Source organism: Streptomyces sp. NPDC015139 (assembly GCF_043079785.1).
GTDB classification, from domain to species: domain Bacteria; phylum Actinomycetota; class Actinomycetes; order Streptomycetales; family Streptomycetaceae; genus Streptomyces; species Streptomyces albidocamelliae.
Genome location: NZ_JBIBUW010000003.1, coordinates 244,932 through 265,446, shown reverse-complemented (window position 1 = coordinate 265,446; position 20,515 = coordinate 244,932). Strand labels below are relative to the sequence as shown.

The following is a 20,515-nucleotide window of genomic DNA, read 5'->3' as shown; positions in this document are numbered from 1 at the left end:
GCCGTCAGACCCACGCGGCCTGAAGGAGGTTGACGCCCGGATAGGGCTGCGCCCTTATGCCGGTGAGCCGGCGCGGGTCCCAGGCCGTCATCAGCTCGTTGTGCACCACCGGGTACAGCACGGCCTGCTCGGCGACGACGTCGATGTAGTCCTGGATCATCGCCGTCTTCCGCGCGGGGTCCGGCTCCCGGGTCGCCCGGTCCATGTCCTTGAACAGCTTCCTCGCGACGGGGTCGCCGGCCCAGCGGGTGTACTGCATCCACAGGTTCTGGGGGCCGTAGTTGTAGTGCATGATCAGGTCGGCGTCGAGCCCGAACTGGTTCGGGTTGGAGGCCGCCGCCACCACCTGGTAGTCCCGCTTCTGGTCCATCTTGGTGAACACGGCCGTGGTCTCCTGCGGCGCGAGGGTCGTCTCCACGCCGATGGCGTCCCAGGAGGCCTTCACGGTCGGCAGGCAGTCGACGATCCAGCTGACGTTCACGGCCAGGATCTCCACCTTGAGGTCCGTGACCCCGGCGGCCTTCAGCAGCGCCTTCGCCCTGGCGGGGTCGTGGTCGTAGACCGTCCTGGCGCGCCGGTGGCCGGGGTTGTTCTCGTCGAGGAACGACGTCGCCGGCCGGCCGTGCCCCTTCAGGGCGACCCGCACCATCTTCTCGGTGTCGATGGCGTAGTGCAGGGCCTGGCGGACCCGCACGTCGTCGAAGGGTTTGTGCGCGGTGTTGAACATCAGGAAGAGGTTGTTCATCCCGGCGCCGCCCGCGACCGTCAGACCGCCCTGTTCCAGCCGGGGGATGTTGGCGTAGGGGATGTTGTCGGCGATCTGGGCGCCCGCGCCGGTCCCGGAGATCTTCGCGACGCGTGGCGCCGCGTCCACGATGGTCAGCCAGTTCATCCGCTTGAAGGCGGGCCTGCGCGGGCCGTTGTAGCCGGGATACGCCTCGAAGGTGGTGTTGGACTTCGGGTGGTGCGCGGTCTGCCGGTACGGGCCCGAGCCGACCGCCAGCCCCTTGATCGCCTCGTCCCAGGCGCCGGGCCGGGAGAACACGTGCCGGGGCATGATCTTGGCCAGCGTGAGCCGCGAGAGCCCGTCCGGGAAGGGGAACTTGAGCACCAGCTCGACCGTGCGGGAGTCGACGGCGCGGACCTTCTCCAGCCAGCCGGCGAAGAAGCCCTTGGCCAGCGTCTGGGTGTGCGGGTCCAGTATCCGGTCGAAGACGAACACGACGTCGTCGGCGGTGACGGGCTTGCCGTCGTGGAAGGTGGCCCCGGAGCGCAGGGTGAACCGCCAGGTGGTGGCGCCCGGGTCGGCCGGTACCCGGGTGCCGAGCGCCGGGTACGGCTTCCGGGAGATCGGGTCGGTGTCCAGCAGCCCTTCGTAGACGTGGTTGTTGGCGGCCATCGCGAACGCCGACGCCGTCTGCGTCGGGTCCCAGCTGCCGTCGTTGCCGTACCCGATCACCGCGGTCAGCGTGCGGTCGCGGCCGCTGCCGCCGCTGCCGGTGTCGTTCGTGGAGTCCGGCCCGGCGGAACAGGCGGCCAGCGCGGGCGGCAGCAGGGCGGCCCCGCCCAGCGCACCGGTGAGCTTGAGGAACTGCCGGCGCCGCGGTGCCGGTAGGTCGGGGGTCACGTCGTCGCGCACGGGTCCTCCAGCGAGTGGGAGAGGGGAGGGGCGGGAGATACGACGTCCAACGTCCTACGTCCGATTTCAGTAGCGCGACCATAGGTAAGCCCCCGGGGGCGGTCAAGAGAGCACACACGAATGGCGCAGCCACCGGAGGCGGGGACCGCCGGCGCGCACGCGGGCGCGGGCGGCCGCGGAGTGTAGGGGCGGAGCGTCACCGGGGATGAACGAAGCGTGAAACCCGTCGGGGGCGGGCAGCCACCGTGAGGGCGCGACACCACCACACATCCCGCGCCGTGTGCCGGGGGAGGCGGAGGAGACGTTGGGGGAATCGCAGCCGCCCGTCGGCACCCATGTCGTGGACACGGACACCGGGCGGGCCGGGATCGTCATGGGCCACGAGGGCCCCTACGTCCAGCTGAGACCCCCCGGCGGCGGCCGGGAATGGGACGCCGAACCCGGCGCCGTCCGCCGGACGGTCCCCGGCGAACGGACCGGCGCCGAGGCGGCACACCCCGAGGCCGGCGACGAGCCGCCCTGACCGGGCGCCCCCGCCCGGGCCGACCCCGTCATGGCCGCCCGGGCCATGGGCGAGAATGGGGGCATGAGTCTGTTCCGCGACGACGGCATCGTGCTGCGCACCCAGAAGCTGGGTGAGGCGGACCGGATCATCACGCTGCTCACACGCGGTCACGGACGGGTACGCGCGGTGGCCCGCGGGGTGCGGCGCACCAAGTCGAAGTTCGGGGCCCGGCTGGAGCCCTTCTCCCACGTGGACGTGCAGTTCTTCGCCCGCGGCAGCGAACTGGTGGGGCGCGGACTGCCGCTGTGCACCCAGAGCGAGACCATCGCCCCGTACGGCGGCGGGATCGTCGCCGACTACGGCCGCTACACCGCCGGCACGGCCATGCTGGAGACCGCCGAGCGGTTCACCGACCACGAGGGCGAGCCGGCCGTCCAGCAGTACCTGCTGCTGGTGGGCGCCCTGCGCACACTCGCCCGCGGCGAGCACGCCCCGCACCTCGTCCTGGACGCCTTCCTGCTGCGCTCCCTCGCCGTCAACGGCTATGCCCCCAGCTTCGGCGACTGCGCGAAGTGCGGCATGCCCGGCCCGAACCGCTTCTTCTCGGTGGCCTCCGGCGGCTCCGTCTGCGTCGACTGCCGGGTGCCCGGCAGCGTCGTACCGTCCCCGCAGACCCTGGTGCTGCTCGGGGCGCTGCTTACGGGAGACTGGGAGACGGCGGACGCGTGCGAGGCGCGGTACGTCCGCGAGGGAAGCGGGCTGGTGTCCGCCTACCTGCACTGGCATCTGGAGCGCGGACTGCGCTCGCTGCGCTACGTCGAGAAGTCGTAGCGGAATTCCTGGATCGCAGAGGGAGACGAGAAGCACATGGTGGTACGCGGGATCCTCGGACGCCAGCGGCGCGACCTCAAGGCGCCGGAGCCGCACCCGTCGGGGGCCCGCGCGCCGAAGCTCCCCGGCGAGCTGGTCCCGAACCACGTGGCGATCGTCATGGACGGCAACGGCCGCTGGGCGAAGGAGCGGGGACTCCCGCGCACCGAGGGGCACAAGGTGGGCGCCGAGCGGGTGCTCGACGTCCTCCAGGGCTCCATCGAGATCGGTGTGCGCAACATCTCCCTGTACGCCTTCTCCACCGAGAACTGGAAGCGTTCGCCCGACGAGGTCCGCTTCCTGATGAACTTCAACCGGGACTTCATCCGCAAGACCCGTGACCAGCTCGACGCCCTCGGCATCCGGGTGCGCTGGGTGGGCCGGATGCCCAAGCTGTGGAAGTCGGTCGCCAAGGAGCTCCAGATCGCCCAGGAGCAGACCAAGGGCAACGACCTGCTCACGCTGTACTTCTGCATGAACTACGGCGGGCGGGCCGAGATCGCCGACGCGGCGCAGGCCCTCGCGGAGGACGTGAAGGCGGGCCGCCTCGACCCGTCCAAGGTCAACGAGAAGACGCTCCAGAAGTACCTGTACTACCCGGACATGCCGGACGTCGACCTGTTCCTGCGCCCGAGCGGTGAGCAGCGCACCTCCAACTACCTGCTCTGGCAGAGCGCGTACGCCGAGATGGTGTTCCAGGACGTGCTGTGGCCGGACTTCGACCGGCGCGACCTGTGGCGGGCCTGCATGGAGTTCGCCTCCCGGGACCGGCGCTTCGGCGGGGCCGTCCCGAACGAGGAACTGCTCGCCATGGAAGCCGCCATGAAGGGCGAGTCCACCTCGTAGCCACCGTGGGTTCACGCGGGCCGCCGAGGATGCGGGACTCATGAGACGTCTCACTCCTGTCCTCGCCCTCGGCGCCCTGCTGCTCACCGCGCTGCCCGCGCACGCGGCCGACGGCCCCGCGCACCGCGAGAGCTACGGCACGAAGGCGCCGTACGCGCCCCGGCAGAACCCGCGCACCTACCAGCGGCCCCCGGCCGGTTTCGAGCCCGTGCTCACGGAGAACGTCTCCCGGCACGGTTCCCGTGCCGCGACCGACGGCGAGGACGCCGACCTCGTCCTCGCGCTGTGGGACAAGGCCGAGGCCGCCGGGCAACTGACCCGCCGCGGCGAGGAGTTCGGGCCGACGGTACGCGCCCTCCAGGCCGCCATGGCGAAGGTCGGCTACGGCAACCTCAGCGGGCGCGGGCGGCAGGAGATGCGGGACACGGCCGCACGCACGGAGCAGCGGCTGCCGTCCCTGTTCGCGACGATCGCCGACAAGGGCGAGCGGATCGACGTCGTCAGCTCCGGGCAGGGGCGGGCGGTGGACAGCGCGAAGGAGTTCACCGACTCCCTCGCCGCGGCCGACCCGGCGCTGAAGCCGCTGATCGGCCCGACCCGGACCGACAAGGACCTGCTGTACTTCCACAAGGCGGCGGGCGGCGCGGCCTACCGCGACTACATCGAGAACGACCAGCGCCTCAAGGAGACCCTGAGCGGCATCACCGGGCAGCCGAGGACCGGGCGGGCCGCAGACCGCGTCCTGCGCAGGATCTTCACCGAGCCCTTCGTCGAGGGGATCGGCGACCGGACCGGCGCCGCGCAGGCCGTCTACAACCTGTACGCCATCGCCCCCGCGATGACCGAGGAGAGCCCGGGCGGCGCGGGCTGGGGCATGGAGCGCTTCCTGTCCCGTGCGGACGCGGCGTGGTTCGGCTACCTCGGCGACGCCGAGGACTTCTACGAGAAGGGCCCCGGATTCGCCGACAGCGACATCACCTACAAGATGGCGGGCGTACTCCTCGACGACCTCTTCGCGCAGGCCGAGGCCAAGCGCGCCGGCACCAGCGACCTCGGTGCCGAACTGCGCTTCACGCACGCCGAGGAGCTCATCCCGCTGGCGGCGCTGATGGGTCTGCCCGGCAGCACGGAGCCGGCGGCGCCCGGGGAGCCGTACTCCTACGCGGACAACCCGTGGCGCGGTGCCTCGGTCGCCCCGCTGGGCGGCAACATCCAGTGGGACGTCTTCCGCAAGGGCGACCGCTACCTGGTCCGCATGCTCTACAACGAGCGGGAGACGGCGTTCAGGGCGGGCTGCCACCCGGTCAGGAAGGGCAGCACCTTCTACGAGCTCGACGAACTGGAGCGCTGCTTCGGCCGTTCCTGAGCGGCCGTGCGCCGGCTCAGCCCGCGGCGCACTCCGCGCAGGTGCCGAAGATCTCGACCGTGTGGGCCACGTTGACGTAGCCGTGTTCCGCGGCGATCGCCTCCGCCCACTTCTCGACGGCGGGGCCCTCGACCTCGACGGCCCTGCCGCAGGCGCGGCAGACCAGGTGGTGGTGGTGTTCCCCGCTGGAGCAGCGGCGGTAGACGGACTCGCCCTCGGACGTGCGCAGGACGTCGACCTCGCCCGCGTCGGCGAGGGACTGCAGGGTGCGGTAGACCGTGGTCAGGCCGACCGAGTCGCCCTTGTGCTTGAGCATGTCGTGCAGTTCCTGCGCGCTGCGGAACTCGTCGACCTCGTCCAGGGCCGCCGCCACGGCTGCGCGCTGGCGGGTCGCGCGACCCTTCACGGGCGGTCCAGCGGTCGTCACCGGTTGCCTCCTCACGTCTGGCGTCTGCCCGGGCCATTGTGCCAGCCCGGGCGGCACGCGGTCAGACGCCGACCTCGTCCCCGGCCCGTCTGCCGGCCGGAATCGCGCACTCCGCAGGGTCCCCGGCGGGCTGTGCGGCGGCGGCCGCCCGAGCGCGTCGGCGGGCCAGCGGAGCGGCCAGCGCCGTCAGCGCGACGAACGCGGCGATGGTGAGCAGCACGATGGTCGCGCCGGGCGGGACGTCCTGGTAGTACGAGGTGATCGTGCCGCCGACGGTGACGCCCACGCCGATCGCGACGGCGATCGCGAACGTGGCGGCGAAACTCCGGCTGAGCTGCTGGGCCGCGGCCACCGGCACCACCATCAGCGCGGAGACGAGCAGCAGCCCGACCACGCGCATCGCGACCGTCACGGTCACCGCGGCGGTGACCGCCGTCAGCAGGTTCAGCGCGCGCACCGGAAGCCCGGTGACCCGCGCGAACTCCTCGTCCTGGCTGACCGCGAACAGCTGGCGGCGCAGCCCCAGGGTGACGAGCAGGACGATGGCGGCGAGCACGCAGATCGCGTTCACGTCGGACGGTGACACCGTCGACAGCGAGCCGAACAGGTACGACGTCAGGTTGGCGTTGGAGCCGCCCGGCGCGAGGTTGATCAGCATGACACCGCCGGCCATGCCGCCGTAGAAGAGCATGGCGAGGGCGATGTCGCCGCGCGTCCTGCCGTACCAGCGGATCAGCTCCATCAGGACGGCGCCGAGCACCGAGACGGCCGTCGCCATCCACACCGGCGAGGTGGAGAGCAGGAAGCCGAGGCCGACGCCCGTCATGGCCACGTGCCCGATGCCGTCGCCCATCAGGGCCTGGCGGCGCTGGACCAGGTAGATGCCGATCGCGGGCGCGGTGAGGCCGACCAGCACGGCGGCGAGCAGCGCCCGCTGCATGAAGGCGAAGTCGAGGAATTCCATCAGCTCAGCAGTCCCGTGCGGATCGGTTCGGCGCCCGCCGGTGCGTGCGGGTGCACATGGTCGTGGCCGGGCAGGGCGTGCTGGCCGACCGCGCGGGGCGGTGGGCCGTCGTGCAGGACACACCCGTCGCGCAGGACGACCGCCCGGTCGATCAGGGGCTCCAGCGGGCCCAGTTCGTGCAGCACGAGGAGGACGGTCGTACCGGCCGCCACCTGCTGCTCCAGCGTCCGTGCGAGCACCTCCTGGCTGGCCAGGTCGACGCCCGCCATCGGCTCGTCCATGATCAGCAGTTCGGGTTCGGCGACCAGCGCGCGGGCGATCAGCACCCGCTGGTGCTGGCCGCCGGAGAGGGCGTCCGCCGAGTCCTTGGCGCGGTCCGCCATGCCGACCAGCTCCAGGGCCCGGCGCACCGCCTCCCGGTCGCTCCTGCGGAAGACGCCGAAGCGGGTGCGCGACAGCCGGCCGGCGGAGACGATCTCGGTCACGGTCGCCGGGACCCCGCCGGCGGCGGTGGTGCGCTGCGGTACGTAGCCCACCCGCGACCAGTCGCGGAAGGACCGGCGCTCGGTGCCGAAGAGTTCGATGCCGCCGCCGCTGACCGGCACCTGGCCGATGATCGTGCGGATCGCCGTGGACTTCCCCGAGCCGTTGGCGCCGAGCAGCGCGACGACCTCGCCGCGGCCGACGGTGAGATCCATGCCGCGCAGCACGGGACGCGCGCCGAGTTCGGCGGTCACCGCGCGCATGGTGATGACGGGCTCGCCCATGGTCCTGCCCTCCGTGCCGGTCATTCGGCGCCCAGTGCCCGCTGGAGCGCCTTGAGGTTGGCCCGCTGGACCGCGAAGTAGTCGGTGCCGCGGGACTTGCCGGTGATGCCCTCGATCGGGTCGAGGACGTCGGTCCTCAGACCCGTGTCGTGCGCGACGGTCTTCGCGGTCTCGTCGCTGACGAGCGTCTCGTAGAAGACGGTGGTGACGCCGTCGGCCCGGGCCATCCGCTCCAGGTCCTTCACGCGCGCGGCGCTGGGCTCCGACTCGGGGTCCAGGCCGTTGACGGCCTCCTCGGTGAGGCCGTAGCGCTCGGCGAGGTAGCCGAAGGCGGCGTGGGTGGTGATGAAGACCTTGTCCGCCGTGTGCGCGAGGCCGTCCCGGAACTGCCGGTCCAGGCCGTTCAGCTGCTCGACCAGCTCGGCGGTGTTCTTCTCGTAGTCGGCCGCGTGCTTCGGGTCGGCCTTGGCGAAGGCGTGGCCGACGCCGCGGGCGACCTGGGCGTAGCGCACCGGGTCGAGCCAGATGTGCGGGTCCCTGCCGCCGGACTCCTCGTCGTCGTGGGAGTCGTGCGCGGCCGCGTGGCCGCCGACCTCGGTGCCGTGGTTCTCCAGCGTGGTCAGCGAGGCCGCGTCGATCTTGGTCCCGACCGGCGACTGGGCCACCGCCCGGTCGACGGCGGGCTGGAGGTTCTTCAGGTACAGGACCGCGTCGGACTTCTCCAGGCCGCCGATCTGCCGGGGGCTGAGCTCCAGGTCGTGCGGTTCCTGGCCGGGAGTGGTGAGACTGGTTACGTGGACGTGGCTGCCGCCGATCCGCTCGGCGAGGAACGTCATCGGGTAGAAGGACGTGACGACGTCGAACTTGCCGGTGCCGGCCGCCGCCGCGCTGTCGCCGGAGCATGCGGTGAGGGTGCCGATCCCGAGTGCGGTGACCGCGCCGACCGCGGCGGCGGGTATGAGGCGTCGTCGTACGTTCATGACAGTCATTTTCAACAAAGATGGAAACCGTTGTCAACAAGCCCTCCGAGGGCCCTGGACCAGGGGCCGATTTGGCCGTGGGGGAGCCTGCGCCGGTAACCTGAATCATTCGCTGGAAGCATCTCGCTTCAACGCCCGTCGTCGTAATGAAGAGAGCACCGTGGCCGCCGACAAGATCGACACCATCGTCAGCCTGAGCAAGCGCCGTGGCTTCGTTTTCCCGTGCAGTGAGATCTACGGCGGACAGCGTGCCGCCTGGGACTACGGACCGCTGGGCGTCGAGCTCAAGGAGAACATCAAGCGCCAGTGGTGGCGCTACATGGTGACGTCGCGCGAGGACGTCGTCGGTATCGACTCGTCCGTCATCCTGGCCTCCGAGGTCTGGGTCGCCTCCGGCCATGTCGCCACTTTCACGGACCCGCTGACCGAGTGCACCTCGTGTCACAAGCGGTTCCGCGCGGACCACCTGGAAGAGGCCTACGAGGAGAAGAAGGGCCACGCCCCGGCGAACGGCCTGGCCGACATCAACTGCCCGAACTGCGGCAACAAGGGCCAGTTCACCGAGCCCAAGCAGTTCTCGGGTCTCCTCTCCACCCACCTCGGCCCGACGCAGGACTCCGGCTCCGTCGCCTACCTGCGCCCCGAGACCGCCCAGGGCATCTTCACCAACTTCGCCCAGGTGCAGACCACCTCGCGCCGCAAGCCGCCCTTCGGCATCGCGCAGATGGGCAAGTCCTTCCGCAACGAGATCACGCCCGGCAACTTCATCTTCCGGACCCGCGAGTTCGAGCAGATGGAGATGGAGTTCTTCGTCAAGCCGGGCGAGGACGAGAAGTGGCAGGAGTACTGGATGGAGCAGCGCTGGAACTGGTACACGGGCCTCGGCCTGCGTACCGAGAACATGCGCTGGTACGAGCACCCGAAGGAGAAGCTCTCCCACTACTCCAAGCGCACCGCCGACATCGAGTACCGCTTCCAGTTCGGCGGCAGCGAGTGGGGCGAGCTCGAGGGTGTCGCCAACCGCACCGACTACGACCTCGGTGCCCACTCCAAGGCGTCCGGCCAGGACCTCTCCTACTTCGACCAGGAGGCCGGCGAGCGCTGGACCCCGTACGTCATCGAGCCCGCGGCCGGTGTCGGCCGCGCGATGCTGGCCTTCCTCCTCGACGCGTACGTCGAGGACGAGGCGCCCAACGCCAAGGGCAAGATGGAGAAGCGCACGGTGCTGCGCCTCGACCACCGTCTCGCGCCGGTGAAGGTCGCGGTGCTGCCGCTGTCCCGCAACCCCGAGCTGTCGCCGAAGGCCAAGGGCCTCGCCCAGGCGCTGCGTCAGAACTGGAACATCGAGTTCGACGACGCCGGTGCCATCGGCCGCCGTTACCGCCGCCAGGACGAGATCGGCACGCCGTTCTGCGTGACCGTCGACTTCGACACCCTCGAGGACAACGCGGTGACCGTCCGCGAGCGTGACTCGATGAAGCAGGAGCGGGTGTCCCTCGACCAGATCGAGGGCTACCTGGCCCAGCGCCTCATCGGCGCCTAGTTCGCACGGCGGATGCCGGGCGGGCCGATTCGATCGGCGCGCCCGGCATTCGCATGTCCGCCCCGCTCGTCCGCTCGGTCGCTCAACGCCCCTGAAGGGCCTTGACGTTGTCACCGAAGGTCCAGTTCTTCGAGCCGTCCCAGTTGACGGACCAGGTCATCAGGCCCTTGAGCGAGCCGCCGTAGTGCTTCCACGCCTGGGAGACCAGGGACGGTGACATGTGGCCGCCGCCCGCGCCCGGCTGGGCGGGCAGGCCCGGCACCTGCTTGTCGTACGGCACCCTGACCGTCGTGCCCTGCACCACCAGGCCCCTGTCCAGGCAGTCCGTCTGCGCGGTGAAGCCCTGCACCGTGCCCGCCGCGTACGAGTCGCCCGAGCAGCCGTACATGCTGCCGTTGTAGTACTGCATGTTCAGCCACCACAGCCGGCCGTTGTCCGCGTACTTCTTCACGATCGGCAGGTATGCGCCCCAGATCGAGCCGTAGGTGACGCTGCCGCCGGTGACGTACGCCGTCTCCGGGGCCATCGTCAGGCCGAAGCCGGACGGCATCCGCGCGAGGATCCCGTCGACGATCCGGATCAAGTTCGCCTGCGAGGGGGAGAGCCGGCCGATGCTCCCGCTGCCCACCAGCCCCGTCTCGATGTCGATGTCGATGCCGTCGAAGTTGTACTCCTTCAGGATCGGCACGATCGTCGCCACGAACCGGTCGGCCACGGCGGAGGACGACAGGTCGATGCCGGCCGCGGCACCGCCGATGGAGAGCAGGATCGTCTGACCGGCCGCCTTGGCCCGGCACATCTCGCCGGGCGTGGCCACCTTGACGCCGGCGTCCATGCCGTCCTCCCACAGCGCCGTGCCGTCCGAACGGATCACCGGGAAGGCCGCGTTGAGCACGTTGTAGCCGTGGGCGGGGATGCGCGCGTCGGTGATCGGGGTCCAGCCGAAGGGCGGGTGGACGCCGTTGGCCGAGCCGTCCCAGTTCTCCCAGTAGCCCTGGAGCACCTTGCCGGCCGGCCGGGACTTCACCGCGCAGGTGTCGGCGGCGGAGGCGGGGGCGGCGGCCGGGACCTGGGTCAGACAGGCCGTGGCGAGCGCGGCGGCGAGCAGGGACAGGGTGCGGCGGAGCATACGGGCCTCCCGGTGGGGGTGCGGTGAGGTGTCGTAGGCATGACAATTCCGATGTCGACAGTGCTCGTGGTCCAGACCTCTCGTCAATAGGTCTGGACCAAATCCGGGAGACAGGGATCGGCGATCGGTGACAGAGAGATCGGTGACAGAGGAATCGGTGACAGAGATGGAATGACAGATATTGAAATCTGTCAGCTGTCATGGCAAGGTGGAGACATGACGATGCGAACCCGAACCCTCGGAACCACCGGCCCCCAGGTCTCCGCCCTCGGCCTCGGCTGCATGGGCATGTCCGCGCTGTACGGCGACACCGACCGCGCGGAGTCCGTCGCGACCGTCCACGCCGCCCTGGAGGCGGGCGTCACCCTGCTGGACACCGGCGACTTCTACGCCATGGGGCACAACGAGATGCTGCTCGGCGAGGCCCTGCGCACCGCCCCGCCCGCGCGCCGCGAACAGGCGCTGGTCAGCGTGAAGTTCGGCGCCCTGCGCGACCCCGACGGCAACTGGAGCGGCTACGACGGCCGCCCCGCCGCCGTGAAGAACTTCGCCGCCTACTCCCTCCAGCGCCTCGGCGTCGACCACATCGACGTCTACCGGATCGCCCGCCTCGACCCGGACGTACCGATCGAGGAGACCGTCGGCGCGATCGCCGAGCTGATCGAGAAGGGGTACGTCCGCCACGTGGGCCTCAGCGAGGTCGGCGCCGAGACCGTCCGGCGGGCCGCCGCCACCGCCCCGATCGCCGACCTCCAGATCGAGTACTCACTCATCTCCCGCGGCATCGAGCGGGACATCCTGCCCACCACGCGGGAACTGGGCATCGGCGTCACCGCGTACGGCGTCCTCTCGCGCGGACTCATCTCCGGCCACTTCTCCCGCGACCGGCAGCTGGCCGCGGGCGACTTCCGCGCCCACTCGCCCCGCTTCCAGGGCGACAACCTCCGGCACAACCTGAACCTGGTCGACGCCCTGCGCAAGATCGCCGAGCAGAAGGGCGTGAGTGTCGCGCAGATCGCCATCGCCTGGGTGCTCTCCCGGGGCGAGGACATCGTGCCGCTGGTCGGCGCCCGCACCCGCGAGCGGCTCACCGAGTCGCTGGGCGCGCTGGACGTCACCCTGGAGGCGGCCGACCTCGCGGCGATCGAGGAGGCCGTCCCGGCGGACGCGGCGGCCGGCGACCGCTACCCGACCGCGCAGATGGCACACCTCGACAGCGAGCGCTGAACCGGCCGCCGGGTACGGTCTAGAGCATGGCACCGACCAGCGAGACCCTGACCGCCGAGCGCATCCTCGAAGCGACCGAGGAAGTGCTGCGCCGCCACGGCCCGGCCAAGGCCACCGTGGTCGACGTGGCCCGCGCGCTCGGCGTCAGCCACGGCAGTGTCTACCGGCACTTCCGCACCAAGGCCGCGCTGCGCGAGGCCGTCACCAAGCGCTGGCTGGACCGCACCTCGCTGAAGCTCGCCGGGATCGTCGCCGACGGCGGGAGCCCGGAGGAGCGGCTGCGGTCGTGGCTGGCGGCGCTGTTCGAGGCCAAGCGGCACAAGGCGGGCGACGACCCCGAACTCTTCGCCACCTACACGGTGCTGACCGACGAGAACGGCACGGTCGTCGGTGAGCACATAACCGAGCTGACCGCCCAGCTGACCGGGATCATCGCGGCGGGGGCCGGGTCGGGCGCCTTCTCCGTCGCCGATCCGGCCGCCGCGGCCCGCGCCGTCTTCCAGGCGACCGGCCGCTTCCACGACCCCTGCTACGCGCGGGAGTGGACCGCCCCCGGAATCGACGAGGAGTTCACAGCCGTCGTGGACCTGCTGCTCCGCGGACTGGGCCCGACGACCCGGTGAGCCCGGGCGCTTGCGGGTAGCCGGGTGTCCCGCCGCCGAGGGCAGGGGACTTCGCGCCCGCCGGCGATCCGGCGGGCCGTCGCGGCGGGCGGTGGTCCGGGCGGGCGCCGTGTGTCCGGGGTGTCCGACGTGGTCGTCGGACCGGCCGGGCCGGTTTCCAGCGGGACGGCGGGCCGGCCGCACCGGTTCTCAGCGGGACGGCTGACGGGCCGCCGTCGGGTCGACCGTCGCCTGGTGGGCCTCGGCCAGGTGCTCCTCGGCCTTCAGCCACGGCAGGAACTGGGCGCCCCGCCGCCAGCCGCACGTGTCGCATCTGATCGTGCGCTGCACCCCCGCGCGCTGCACTCTGACGACGTGCTCCCGCCCGTGCTGGTCCCAGCGGCTGACCTTGCTCGTAGTGCTGACCCGTGGCATGACGCCTCCCGTCCCCGCGTCCGGCAACCCGACGGCAAGGAGTGTGCAGCAGGACCAACATCAACAGGGTGAGATTCCCGGTGAGTTGTCCAAGCCGTGCCCTCGGCCCACCCCGGCTCAGCCGATGTCGCGGGGCAGCCGCAGACTGAGCAGGCCCGTCAGCACGGTCCCGGCCAACTGCGCCAGCAGCGTGACGACCAGCGCGTCCCGCATGCCCAGATGCGGAACCAGGGTCAGGAACAGCGTGCCGAGCGTGGCCACGCCAAGGGCGAGCGCGGACTGCTGGGTGGTGACCATCACACCGCTGCCGACGCCCGCCCGGGCGGCCGGCACCTCGGACATCACGATCCGCATCACATTGGGCAGTTGCAGCGCCTGCCCGGCACCGGCCACGGCCGCGCCCGGCAGCAGCGAGCCGAAGTCCAGGTGCGGCCAGTCCCGCCAGGCGGCCAGCACGATCAGCAGCACACCGACGCCCTGCACGACGGACCCGGCGGTGACCACGCGGGTGCCGTGGCGGGCGATCAGCCGCGGTCCGGCCAGCGAGACGAACAGGAACACCACCGCCATCGGCGCGAGCGCCAGCCCCGCCTGCACCGGCCCCAGCCCCGCGCCCTGCTGCAACGCGAGCGCGATGACGAACATGAACCCGCTGAAACCGACGGAGAACGGCAGGATCAGCAGCAGTCCGCGCCGCAGCGAGGCCAGCGCCAGCAGACTGGGCGGCACCAGCGGGGTCCGGCCCGCCCGGTCCGCCCGCCGTTCCACGGCCCAGAACGCCCCGGCGACGATCGGGAACGCCGCCAGCGACACCCACGTCCACAGCGGCCAGCCCGCCGCCCGGCCCTCGGTGAGCGGAGCGAGCAGCGTCAGCAGGGACAGCGCGAGCAGGACCGTGCCCGGGACGTCCACCGGCTCCGGACGCCGCGACCTGGTCTCCGGCACGTACCGGACGGCGAGCACCAGCCCGGCCGCCACCACGGGCACGTTGACGAGGAAGACCGAGCGCCACCCCGTACCGGCGACATCCGCGGCCACGAGCACCCCGCCCAGGATCTGCCCGGCCACCATGGACAGCCCGGCCGTGGCGCCGTAGAGGCTCATCGCCCTGGCCCGGCGCGCACCCGTCGTGGCGGACTGGATGGTGGCGAGCACCTGCGGCAGCATCGCCGCGGCCGACGCGCCCTGCGCGACCCGCGCCGCGACGAGGCTCCAGGCGCCGGGGGCGAGCCCGCAGGCCAGCGAGGTGAGCCCGAACGCCGCCATGCCGCCCAGGAACAGGCGACGCCGGCCGAACAGGTCCCCGAGCCGCCCGCCGAGCACCAGCAGCACGGCGTACGCGACCCCGTAACCGGCCACGACCAGCTCCAGCACGGCCTCGCCCGCGGCGAGGTCCGTGCCGATGGCCGGCAGAGCGACATTGACGATGAAGAAGTCGACCAGCGGCAGGGCCGCGGCCAGCAGGACGGTGAACAGTCCGGGCCCGCCGAGCGCGGGCGGGGCGGCCGCCGTCCGGACGGCCTTCGCGGTAATGACGGTTTCGCTCATGCCCCCGAGCCTGCGCCCCCGCCGAGACGGGTACCAGAGTCTCCTCATCCTGGTACCAGGACCACCTGGCAACAGGATGGCGATCGCGGGACCCTGGAATCATGACGACCCTGTCCCAGGAGCCCGCCGCGCGGCCGACCGCCCGGGGCGCGGAGATCCGCCGGCACGAGCTGGCCGCCTTCCTGCGCAGCCGCCGCGAGCGCATCAAGCCCGAGCAGGTGGGGCTGCCGCGCGGCACCCGCCGCCGTACGCCGGGACTGCGCCGGGAGGAGGTCGCCCAGCTCTCCGCGGTCGGCGTCACCTGGTACACGTGGCTGGAGCAGGCCCGCGACATCCAGGTCTCCGTCCAGGTCCTGGACGCCCTCGCGCGGACCCTGCGGCTGGACGCCGGCGAGCGCGCCCACCTCTTCCAGCTGGCCGGCGCCGTCGACCCGTCGCCCGCGGCGAGCTGCCCGAGCGTGACCCCGGCCCTGCGCGAGATGCTGCGCCGGCTGGACCCGATCCCGGCCTGCGTCCAGAACAGCCGGTACGACATCCTCGCCTACAACCGCACCTACGGGCGCCTGCTGGGCGACCTGGACGCGATCCCGCCCGAGGACCGCAACTGCATCCTGCTCGTGTACACCAGCGAGGAGTGGCAGTCGGCGGTCGTGCACCTGGAGCAGACCCAGCGCCTGATGGCCGCCCGGCTGCGCGCCTCCCTGGCCGGCCACCTCGGCGAACCCGCCTGGAAGATGCTGCTCAGGCGGCTGGAGGAGTCACCGGAGTTCCGCGAGAACTGGGAGCGGTACGAGGTGGTCGCCGGCCGCTCCAGGACCAAGGAGTTCCTCAACCCCCACGTCGGCCGTCTCAGCCTGGAGCACACCGACCTGTGGCTCGGCCCGGAGGCGGGCGCCCGGATGGTGACGTACACCCCGCGCGACGAGGAGACCCGGGAGCGTCTGGAGCGGCTCTACGACCTCGCGCGGGCGGACTGACCGGCGGCGCCGCGCCCGCTCACCGGGCGGCTCCGGAAGCCCCCACGACCTCCCGCACCTCCGCCGTCCGAAGCTGCTCGGCCGTCCGCTCGGCGGTGCGGTGGGCCCAGCGGCCGCTGGTCAGCAGGCCGAGGACCAGGACGGCCAGACCGCACACGGTCAGGATCCACCAGCCGGGGCGGGCCGCCGAGACGAACTCCTGCCGGTAGGAGGACGAGCCGATACCGGCCACGAGGACGGCGCCGACGACCGCCACACCCAGCGTCTGGCCCAGCTGCCTGCTCGTGGAGGCGACCGCGGCGGCGACCCCGGCCTGGGCGCGTGGCATGCCCGACACCGCCGTGTTGGTGATCGGCGCGTTCACGAAGCCGAAGCCGATGCCGAACAGGACGTACCCGATGAAGAGAGTGGTGTTGGAGGTCTCCGCCTCGAAGGCCGCGAACAGCACCCCGCTCGCCGTCATCGCCGTACCCGCGACGAGGAGAGGCAGCCGCGGACCACGGCTGCCGACCAGCCGGCCGGACAGCGGTGCGCACAGGAACGTCGGCGCGGCCATGGGCAGCATCCACAGCCCCGCGTGCAGGGCATCGAGACCGCGCACGTTCTGCAGGTACAGGGTGGACAGGAAGAGGAAGCCGCCCAGCGCGGCGAAGGCGCTGACCGCGATCACGGTCGCCCCGCTGAACGGTGCGGAGCGGAAGAAGCGCAGGTCGATGAGGGGTTCGGCGCGCCGGGGTTCGTACCACAGCAGGGCCAGCAGCGCCGCCAGGGCCACCGCGGCGAAGGGCGCCACCGTGGCCGCGCCCGCGTCCGGCGCCTCGATGATCGCGTACGTCAGCGAGCCGAACAGGGCGATCACCAGCAGCTGGCCGACCGGGTCGGGGCGGCGGGCCCTGGGCGCGCGGGACTCGGGCACGAAGCGGAGGGTGAGGAGCAGGGCGGCGAGACCGACCGGGAGGTTGACCCAGAAGATGGCGCGCCAGCTCACCGACTGCACGAGCAGACCCCCGACCAGCGGACCCGCGGCCATGGAGATGCCGACCACCGCGCCCCACACGCCGATCGCGCGGGCGCGTTCGCGGGAGTCGGTGAACGTGTTGGTGATGATCGACATGGCGACCGGGTTGAGCATCGAGCCGCCCACCGCCTGGACCATCCGGAACACGACGAGCAGTTCCAGGTCGGGTGCCAGGGAGCAGAGCAGGGAGCCGACGGAGAACAGCACCAGGCCGGTCATGAAGACCCGCTTGCGGCCGATGCGGTCGGCCGTGGAACCGGCGAGCATCAGCAGCGAGGCCAGGACGAGCGTGTAGGCGTCGATCGTCCACTGCAGCCCGGAGGTGGTGGCGTGCAGGTCGCGCTGCATCGAGGGCAGCGCCACGTTCAGCGCGGTGTTGTCGAGGCTCACGATCAGCAGGCTCATGCAGCAGATCGCGAGCACCAGCATGCGTCGGCGGTGACTCAACTCGGGCATGCGTTCCATCCTACGTCCGCTTCGATAGTGCGTCTAACTAATGAGTGATACATGATCTTTGTCGATGGGTGACAATGGGGCAATGCCCACGCCCGAGTCCCCCTTGCAGATCGGCCCGCACACCGTGCGGCCGCCCGTCGTGCTCGCCCCCATGGCGGGTATCACGAACGCGCCCTTCCGCACCCTGTGCCGGGAGTTCAGCGGCGGCAAGGGCCTGTTCGTCAGCGAGATGATCACGACCCGGGCGCTGGTCGAGCGCAACGAGAAGACCATGCAGCTGATCAGGTTCGACGCGAGTGAGCGGCCGCGTTCGATCCAGCTGTACGGCGTCGACCCGGCGACCGTCGGCAAGGCCGTCCGCATGATCGCGGAGGAGGACCTGGCCGACCACATCGACCTGAACTTCGGCTGCCCCGTTCCCAAGGTCACCCGCAAGGGCGGCGGCTCCGCCCTGCCGTACAAGCGGAACCTGCTCCGGGCGATCCTGCGCGAGGCGGTCGCGGGCGCCGGCGACCTGCCGGTGACCATGAAGATGCGCAAGGGCATCGACGACGACCACATCACCTTCCTCGACGCGGGCCGCATCGCCGTCGAGGAGGGCGTCACGGCCATCGCCCTGCACGGCCGCACCGCCGCCCAGCACTACGGCGGCACCGCCGACTGGGACGCCATCGCCCGCTTGAAGGAGCACGTCCCGGAGATCCCCGTGCTCGGCAACGGCGACATCTGGTGCGCGGAGGACGCGCTGCGGATGGTGCGTGAGACGGGCTGCGACGGGGTGGTCGTGGGCCGTGGCTGCCTGGGCCGCCCGTGGCTGTTCGCCGACCTGGTGGCCGCGTTCGAGGGCCGGCCCGACGACGTCGCCCGGCCCGCCCTGCGCGAGGTGGCCGACGTCATGGTGCGGCACGCCACCCTGCTCGGCGAGTGGGCCGGCGACGAGTCCAAGGGCGTGGTCGACTTCCGCAAGCACGTCGCCTGGTACCTCAAGGGCTTCGCCGTCGGCTCCGAGATGCGCAAGCGGCTCGCGATCACCTCCTCGCTGGAGGCACTGCGGGCCGGCCTGGACGAGCTGGACCTCGACCAGGCCTGGCCGGCCGGCGCGGACGGGCCCCGGGGGCGCACCTCCGGCAACAATCGCGTGGTGCTGCCGGACGGCTGGCTGAAGGACCCGTACGACTGCGCGGGCGTCGGCGAGGACGCCGAGCTCGACACCTCGGGCGGCTGATCAGCCCTTCCTGGGGTGCGGGGTCGAGCCGTACGCCGTCAGGAAGCGGTCGCGGAAGGAACTCATCTTCCACACCGGCGCGTCGTGGGCCGGACGCAGACCGTCCGTCCAGTGCCAGTCGGCGACCTTGTCGAGCACCCGGGGATCCTTGGCGACGATCGAGACCGGCACGTCACGGCTGGCGTGGTTGCCGCTGACCCGGGCGATCGGCTGGTGGTCGCCGAGGAACACCAGCACGGTGTCCTCGGTGCCGTAGCGCTCCAGCCACTCGGTCAGCGCGGTCACCGAGTACTGCACCGACTTGCCGTACTCCTCGCGGGACTTGGTGGTGTCGGCGATGACGTCGGCCGGGTCGTTGCCCGCCGCCTCGATGCCCTTGAAGACCGAGCCGTCGCCCAGCTGGTCCCAGCCCACCATCTTCGGGACGGGCGCCCACGGCTGGTGGCTGGAGGTCAGGATGAGCAGCGACATCCGGGACTTGCCGCCGGCCGGCCGCTTGCTGTGCACCCGCTCCTGGTACTGCTGGAGCGCGTACTGGTCGGGCATGGTCGACCAGCTGAACTTCGGTCCCTTGTAGCCCAGCTGGAAGGCGTTGTACACCTTGCCGAGGCCGTACCACTTCTGCTCCGGCCAGCCCTTCTGCACACCGGGCATCACGCCGACCGTGTCGAACGCGCCGGTCCGCTCGAACGCGTCCGTCAGGCTCATGTGGTCGCTCGCCATGACGGTCCGGTAGCGCTGCTGGTTGCTGATCCACAGCCCCGACATGGTGGTGGAGTGGCCGAGCCAGCTGCTGCCGCCGTAGGTCGCGGAGGTCAGCCAGCCGCTCTTGGCGTGGAAGCCCGCTGCGGCCAGGGCCTTGGTCCGGACGTCGAGAGTTCTGTCCACGCCGGGCGCCATGATCGGGTCCTCGATCGCGCTGCGGCCGTAGGACTCGATGAACGTGAAGATCATGTCCTTGCCGCGCAGGTCCGGGACGAGCTGGCTGCCCGGGGTGTTCCCGAAGGCGTCGACCCGGGCCACCTTCCGGAACTCCGCCTCGTCCCGGAGGGTGTCCGAAATGCGCCGGGCCTGGACCTTCAGCGCGGTGGCCGTCCGTTCGGAGGCGAGCGGCACGCCGGACACCTGGAGGCCCAGGGACGTACAGGTGATCCAGACGACCCCGGCGATCAGCGTGCCCCGGGTCGCGGTGCCGGTGTGCCGGGCGAGCACGTTGCTCAGCCGGACCGTGGACAGCGCCAGCAGGACGAAGAGGAGGAGCACCAGGACGATCACGCCGGCCACGGCCGCGAGGGTGGCGGTACGGCCGAGGGAGTCCTCCAGGTACGACTCCGCGTCGGTCAGCAGGCTCCAGTCCAGGACGAGGTTGAAGCTGCGGCCCAGGTACTGGTTGAAGCCCATGTCGAGCGCGTTGAGCAGGGTCATGGCGCCGAGCGCGACCCCGGACACCGCCGCCAGCACCACCCGGGGCCGGCGCGGCAGCGCGAGCATCACCGCCGCGCCGATGACGGCTTCCCCCGGTATCCGCAGGAACTTGGCGGGCCCCAGGTTCACGACGCTGTTGGGCATCACGAGCGCGGCGACCACGAGGACGGCGGCCAGCACGGTGACCGTGACCGACAGGGCCCGGGCGCCCGCGGGGTGCCGCTCCCGCCACCGCCCCGCCCACGCGGACCAGACCTTCCAGGGCCACCGGACGGACCGCCGGGCGGGCCGCGCGCTGTCGGCCGCGGCCGGGTCGGCGGCCTCCGGTGCGGGGGCGGCGGCGGGCGCGGGGCCGGGTTCTGACGCCCGGTCGGGTTCCGGCGCGGGGCCGGCGTCCGAGCCGTGCGCCTCGGGGTCCGGCACCTCGGCCTTCGTCACATCGGCTTCCGCCGCCTCCGGTTCCGGCCCCTCCGGTTCCCGCAGCTCCGGTGCCCGCGGTTCCGGTTCCGTCGACTCCGCCTCCGTCGACTCCGCTTCCACCGAGGCCGGTTCGGCCGTCTCGCGCG

General features: G+C 71.6%; 19 protein-coding genes. 9 read left to right on the top strand and 10 right to left on the bottom strand.

Annotation, left to right across the window (positions count from 1 at the left end; translation table 11 throughout):
• Positions 1 to 4: 4 nt before the first annotated feature.
• Entirely contained in the window at positions 5 to 1,639 is a 1,635-nt protein-coding gene (locus tag ACF08B_RS09965) for an ABC transporter substrate-binding protein (RefSeq protein ID WP_392316901.1), read from the bottom strand.
• Between the two features lie 304 nt (positions 1,640 to 1,943).
• On the opposite strand from ACF08B_RS09965, the gene ACF08B_RS09960 reads away from it, so the two are divergent.
• The 4 genes from ACF08B_RS09960 (at position 1,944) to ACF08B_RS09945 (ending at position 5,226) form a co-directional block, all read left to right on the top strand.
• Positions 1,944 to 2,162, top strand: coding sequence for a hypothetical protein (locus ACF08B_RS09960; protein WP_392317304.1), 219 nt, complete (start codon positions 1,944 to 1,946; stop codon positions 2,160 to 2,162).
• Positions 2,163 to 2,225: 63 nt separating this feature from the next.
• Complete coding sequence (gene recO, locus ACF08B_RS09955; RefSeq protein WP_073893790.1) at positions 2,226 to 2,975, top strand: DNA repair protein RecO; 750 nt, start codon at positions 2,226 to 2,228, stop codon at positions 2,973 to 2,975.
• 36 nt (positions 2,976 to 3,011) lie between these two features.
• On the top strand, positions 3,012 to 3,860 hold the full coding sequence (locus tag ACF08B_RS09950; protein WP_392316900.1) for an isoprenyl transferase: 849 nt from the start codon (positions 3,012 to 3,014) through the stop codon (positions 3,858 to 3,860).
• A 40-nt stretch (positions 3,861 to 3,900) separates the two neighbouring features.
• On the top strand, positions 3,901 to 5,226 hold the full coding sequence (locus ACF08B_RS09945) for a histidine-type phosphatase (RefSeq protein ID WP_392316899.1): 1,326 nt from the start codon (positions 3,901 to 3,903) through the stop codon (positions 5,224 to 5,226).
• A 16-nt stretch (positions 5,227 to 5,242) separates the two neighbouring features.
• Here ACF08B_RS09945 and ACF08B_RS09940 read toward each other — a convergent pair whose 3' ends face one another.
• From ACF08B_RS09940 to ACF08B_RS09925, 4 genes are all read right to left on the bottom strand, one after another.
• On the bottom strand, positions 5,243 to 5,653 hold the full coding sequence (locus ACF08B_RS09940) for a Fur family transcriptional regulator (protein ID WP_392316898.1): 411 nt from the start codon (positions 5,651 to 5,653) through the stop codon (positions 5,243 to 5,245).
• A 61-nt stretch (positions 5,654 to 5,714) separates the two neighbouring features.
• Positions 5,715 to 6,617, bottom strand: coding sequence for a metal ABC transporter permease (locus tag ACF08B_RS09935; protein ID WP_093477814.1), 903 nt, complete (start codon positions 6,615 to 6,617; stop codon positions 5,715 to 5,717).
• Positions 6,617 to 7,384 (bottom strand): metal ABC transporter ATP-binding protein, encoded by a 768-nt coding sequence (locus tag ACF08B_RS09930; protein ID WP_093696269.1) that lies wholly within the window; start codon positions 7,382 to 7,384, stop codon positions 6,617 to 6,619. The genes ACF08B_RS09935 and ACF08B_RS09930 overlap by 1 nt, the downstream gene beginning before the upstream one ends.
• 20 nt (positions 7,385 to 7,404) lie before the next feature.
• On the bottom strand, positions 7,405 to 8,364 hold the full coding sequence (locus tag ACF08B_RS09925) for a metal ABC transporter substrate-binding protein (RefSeq protein ID WP_392316897.1): 960 nt from the start codon (positions 8,362 to 8,364) through the stop codon (positions 7,405 to 7,407).
• 160 nt (positions 8,365 to 8,524) lie between these two features.
• Here ACF08B_RS09925 and ACF08B_RS09920 point away from each other — a divergent pair, with 160 nt between their 5' ends.
• Positions 8,525 to 9,907, top strand: coding sequence for a glycine--tRNA ligase (locus tag ACF08B_RS09920; RefSeq protein ID WP_093696267.1), 1,383 nt, complete (start codon positions 8,525 to 8,527; stop codon positions 9,905 to 9,907).
• 82 nt (positions 9,908 to 9,989) lie between these two features.
• Here the strand turns inward: ACF08B_RS09920 and ACF08B_RS09915 are convergent, their stop codons facing one another.
• The gene (locus tag ACF08B_RS09915; protein ID WP_392316896.1) at positions 9,990 to 11,036 is read right to left on the bottom strand and encodes a chitinase; all 1,047 of its coding nucleotides are present in this window, start codon (positions 11,034 to 11,036) and stop codon (positions 9,990 to 9,992) included.
• A 216-nt stretch (positions 11,037 to 11,252) separates the two neighbouring features.
• Between ACF08B_RS09915 and ACF08B_RS09910 the strand changes: the two genes are divergently transcribed.
• Together ACF08B_RS09910 and ACF08B_RS09905 are read left to right on the top strand one after the other, a co-directional pair.
• Entirely contained in the window at positions 11,253 to 12,263 is a 1,011-nt protein-coding gene (locus ACF08B_RS09910) for an aldo/keto reductase (protein ID WP_392316895.1), read from the top strand.
• A 26-nt stretch (positions 12,264 to 12,289) separates the two neighbouring features.
• A complete protein-coding gene (locus ACF08B_RS09905) occupies positions 12,290 to 12,886 on the top strand; it encodes a TetR/AcrR family transcriptional regulator (protein ID WP_392316894.1) in 597 nt (198 codons plus the stop codon).
• A 189-nt stretch (positions 12,887 to 13,075) separates the two neighbouring features.
• On the opposite strand, the gene ACF08B_RS09900 is transcribed toward ACF08B_RS09905, so the two are convergent.
• Positions 13,076 to 13,300 carry a hypothetical protein gene (locus tag ACF08B_RS09900; protein ID WP_392316893.1) on the bottom strand — a complete coding sequence of 75 codons (225 nt, stop codon included), beginning with the start codon at positions 13,298 to 13,300 and terminating at the stop codon, positions 13,076 to 13,078.
• A 117-nt stretch (positions 13,301 to 13,417) separates the two neighbouring features.
• Positions 13,418 to 14,848, bottom strand: a complete 1,431-nt coding sequence (locus ACF08B_RS09895) for an MFS transporter (protein ID WP_392316892.1) — start codon at positions 14,846 to 14,848, stop codon at positions 13,418 to 13,420.
• Between the two features lie 101 nt (positions 14,849 to 14,949).
• Here ACF08B_RS09895 and ACF08B_RS09890 point away from each other — a divergent pair, with 101 nt between their 5' ends.
• Positions 14,950 to 15,825 carry a helix-turn-helix transcriptional regulator gene (locus ACF08B_RS09890; RefSeq protein WP_392316891.1) on the top strand — a complete coding sequence of 292 codons (876 nt, stop codon included), beginning with the start codon at positions 14,950 to 14,952 and terminating at the stop codon, positions 15,823 to 15,825.
• A gap of 19 nt (positions 15,826 to 15,844) precedes the next feature.
• On the opposite strand, the gene ACF08B_RS09885 is transcribed toward ACF08B_RS09890, so the two are convergent.
• Positions 15,845 to 17,299 carry an MFS transporter gene (locus ACF08B_RS09885; protein WP_392316890.1) on the bottom strand — a complete coding sequence of 485 codons (1,455 nt, stop codon included), beginning with the start codon at positions 17,297 to 17,299 and terminating at the stop codon, positions 15,845 to 15,847.
• Between the two features lie 82 nt (positions 17,300 to 17,381).
• Here ACF08B_RS09885 and dusB point away from each other — a divergent pair, with 82 nt between their 5' ends.
• Entirely contained in the window at positions 17,382 to 18,524 is a 1,143-nt protein-coding gene (dusB, locus tag ACF08B_RS09880) for a tRNA dihydrouridine synthase DusB (RefSeq protein ID WP_392316889.1), read from the top strand.
• Here dusB and ACF08B_RS09875 read toward each other — a convergent pair whose 3' ends face one another.
• Positions 18,525 to 20,093, bottom strand: a complete 1,569-nt coding sequence (locus ACF08B_RS09875; RefSeq protein ID WP_392317278.1) for a CDP-alcohol phosphatidyltransferase — start codon at positions 20,091 to 20,093, stop codon at positions 18,525 to 18,527. It lies immediately after the preceding gene.
• Positions 20,094 to 20,515: the final 422 nt, after the last annotated feature.

Excerpts from the sequence above, each read along its gene's own strand:
- ACF08B_RS09910 (WP_392316895.1), top strand. The coding sequence starts at position 11,253 with ATGACGATGCGAACCCGAACCCTCGGAACCACCGGCCCCCAGGTCTCC.
- ACF08B_RS09935 (WP_093477814.1), bottom strand. The coding sequence starts at position 6,617 with ATGGAATTCCTCGACTTCGCCTTCATGCAGCGGGCGCTGCTCGCCGCC.
- ACF08B_RS09890 (WP_392316891.1), top strand. The coding sequence starts at position 14,950 with ATGACGACCCTGTCCCAGGAGCCCGCCGCGCGGCCGACCGCCCGGGGC.
- ACF08B_RS09875 (WP_392317278.1), bottom strand. The coding sequence starts at position 20,093 with ATGCCCAACAGCGTCGTGAACCTGGGGCCCGCCAAGTTCCTGCGGATA.
- ACF08B_RS09945 (WP_392316899.1), top strand. The coding sequence starts at position 3,901 with ATGAGACGTCTCACTCCTGTCCTCGCCCTCGGCGCCCTGCTGCTCACC.
- ACF08B_RS09930 (WP_093696269.1), bottom strand. The coding sequence starts at position 7,384 with ATGGGCGAGCCCGTCATCACCATGCGCGCGGTGACCGCCGAACTCGGC.
- ACF08B_RS09885 (WP_392316890.1), bottom strand. The coding sequence starts at position 17,299 with ATGCCCGAGTTGAGTCACCGCCGACGCATGCTGGTGCTCGCGATCTGC.
- recO (WP_073893790.1), top strand. The coding sequence starts at position 2,226 with ATGAGTCTGTTCCGCGACGACGGCATCGTGCTGCGCACCCAGAAGCTG.
- ACF08B_RS09950 (WP_392316900.1), top strand. The coding sequence starts at position 3,012 with ATGGTGGTACGCGGGATCCTCGGACGCCAGCGGCGCGACCTCAAGGCG.
- dusB (WP_392316889.1), top strand. The coding sequence starts at position 17,382 with ATGCCCACGCCCGAGTCCCCCTTGCAGATCGGCCCGCACACCGTGCGG.
- ACF08B_RS09915 (WP_392316896.1), bottom strand. The coding sequence starts at position 11,036 with ATGCTCCGCCGCACCCTGTCCCTGCTCGCCGCCGCGCTCGCCACGGCC.
- ACF08B_RS09900 (WP_392316893.1), bottom strand. The coding sequence starts at position 13,300 with ATGCCACGGGTCAGCACTACGAGCAAGGTCAGCCGCTGGGACCAGCAC.
- ACF08B_RS09925 (WP_392316897.1), bottom strand. The coding sequence starts at position 8,364 with ATGAACGTACGACGACGCCTCATACCCGCCGCCGCGGTCGGCGCGGTC.
- ACF08B_RS09895 (WP_392316892.1), bottom strand. The coding sequence starts at position 14,848 with ATGAGCGAAACCGTCATTACCGCGAAGGCCGTCCGGACGGCGGCCGCC.
- ACF08B_RS09905 (WP_392316894.1), top strand. The coding sequence starts at position 12,290 with ATGGCACCGACCAGCGAGACCCTGACCGCCGAGCGCATCCTCGAAGCG.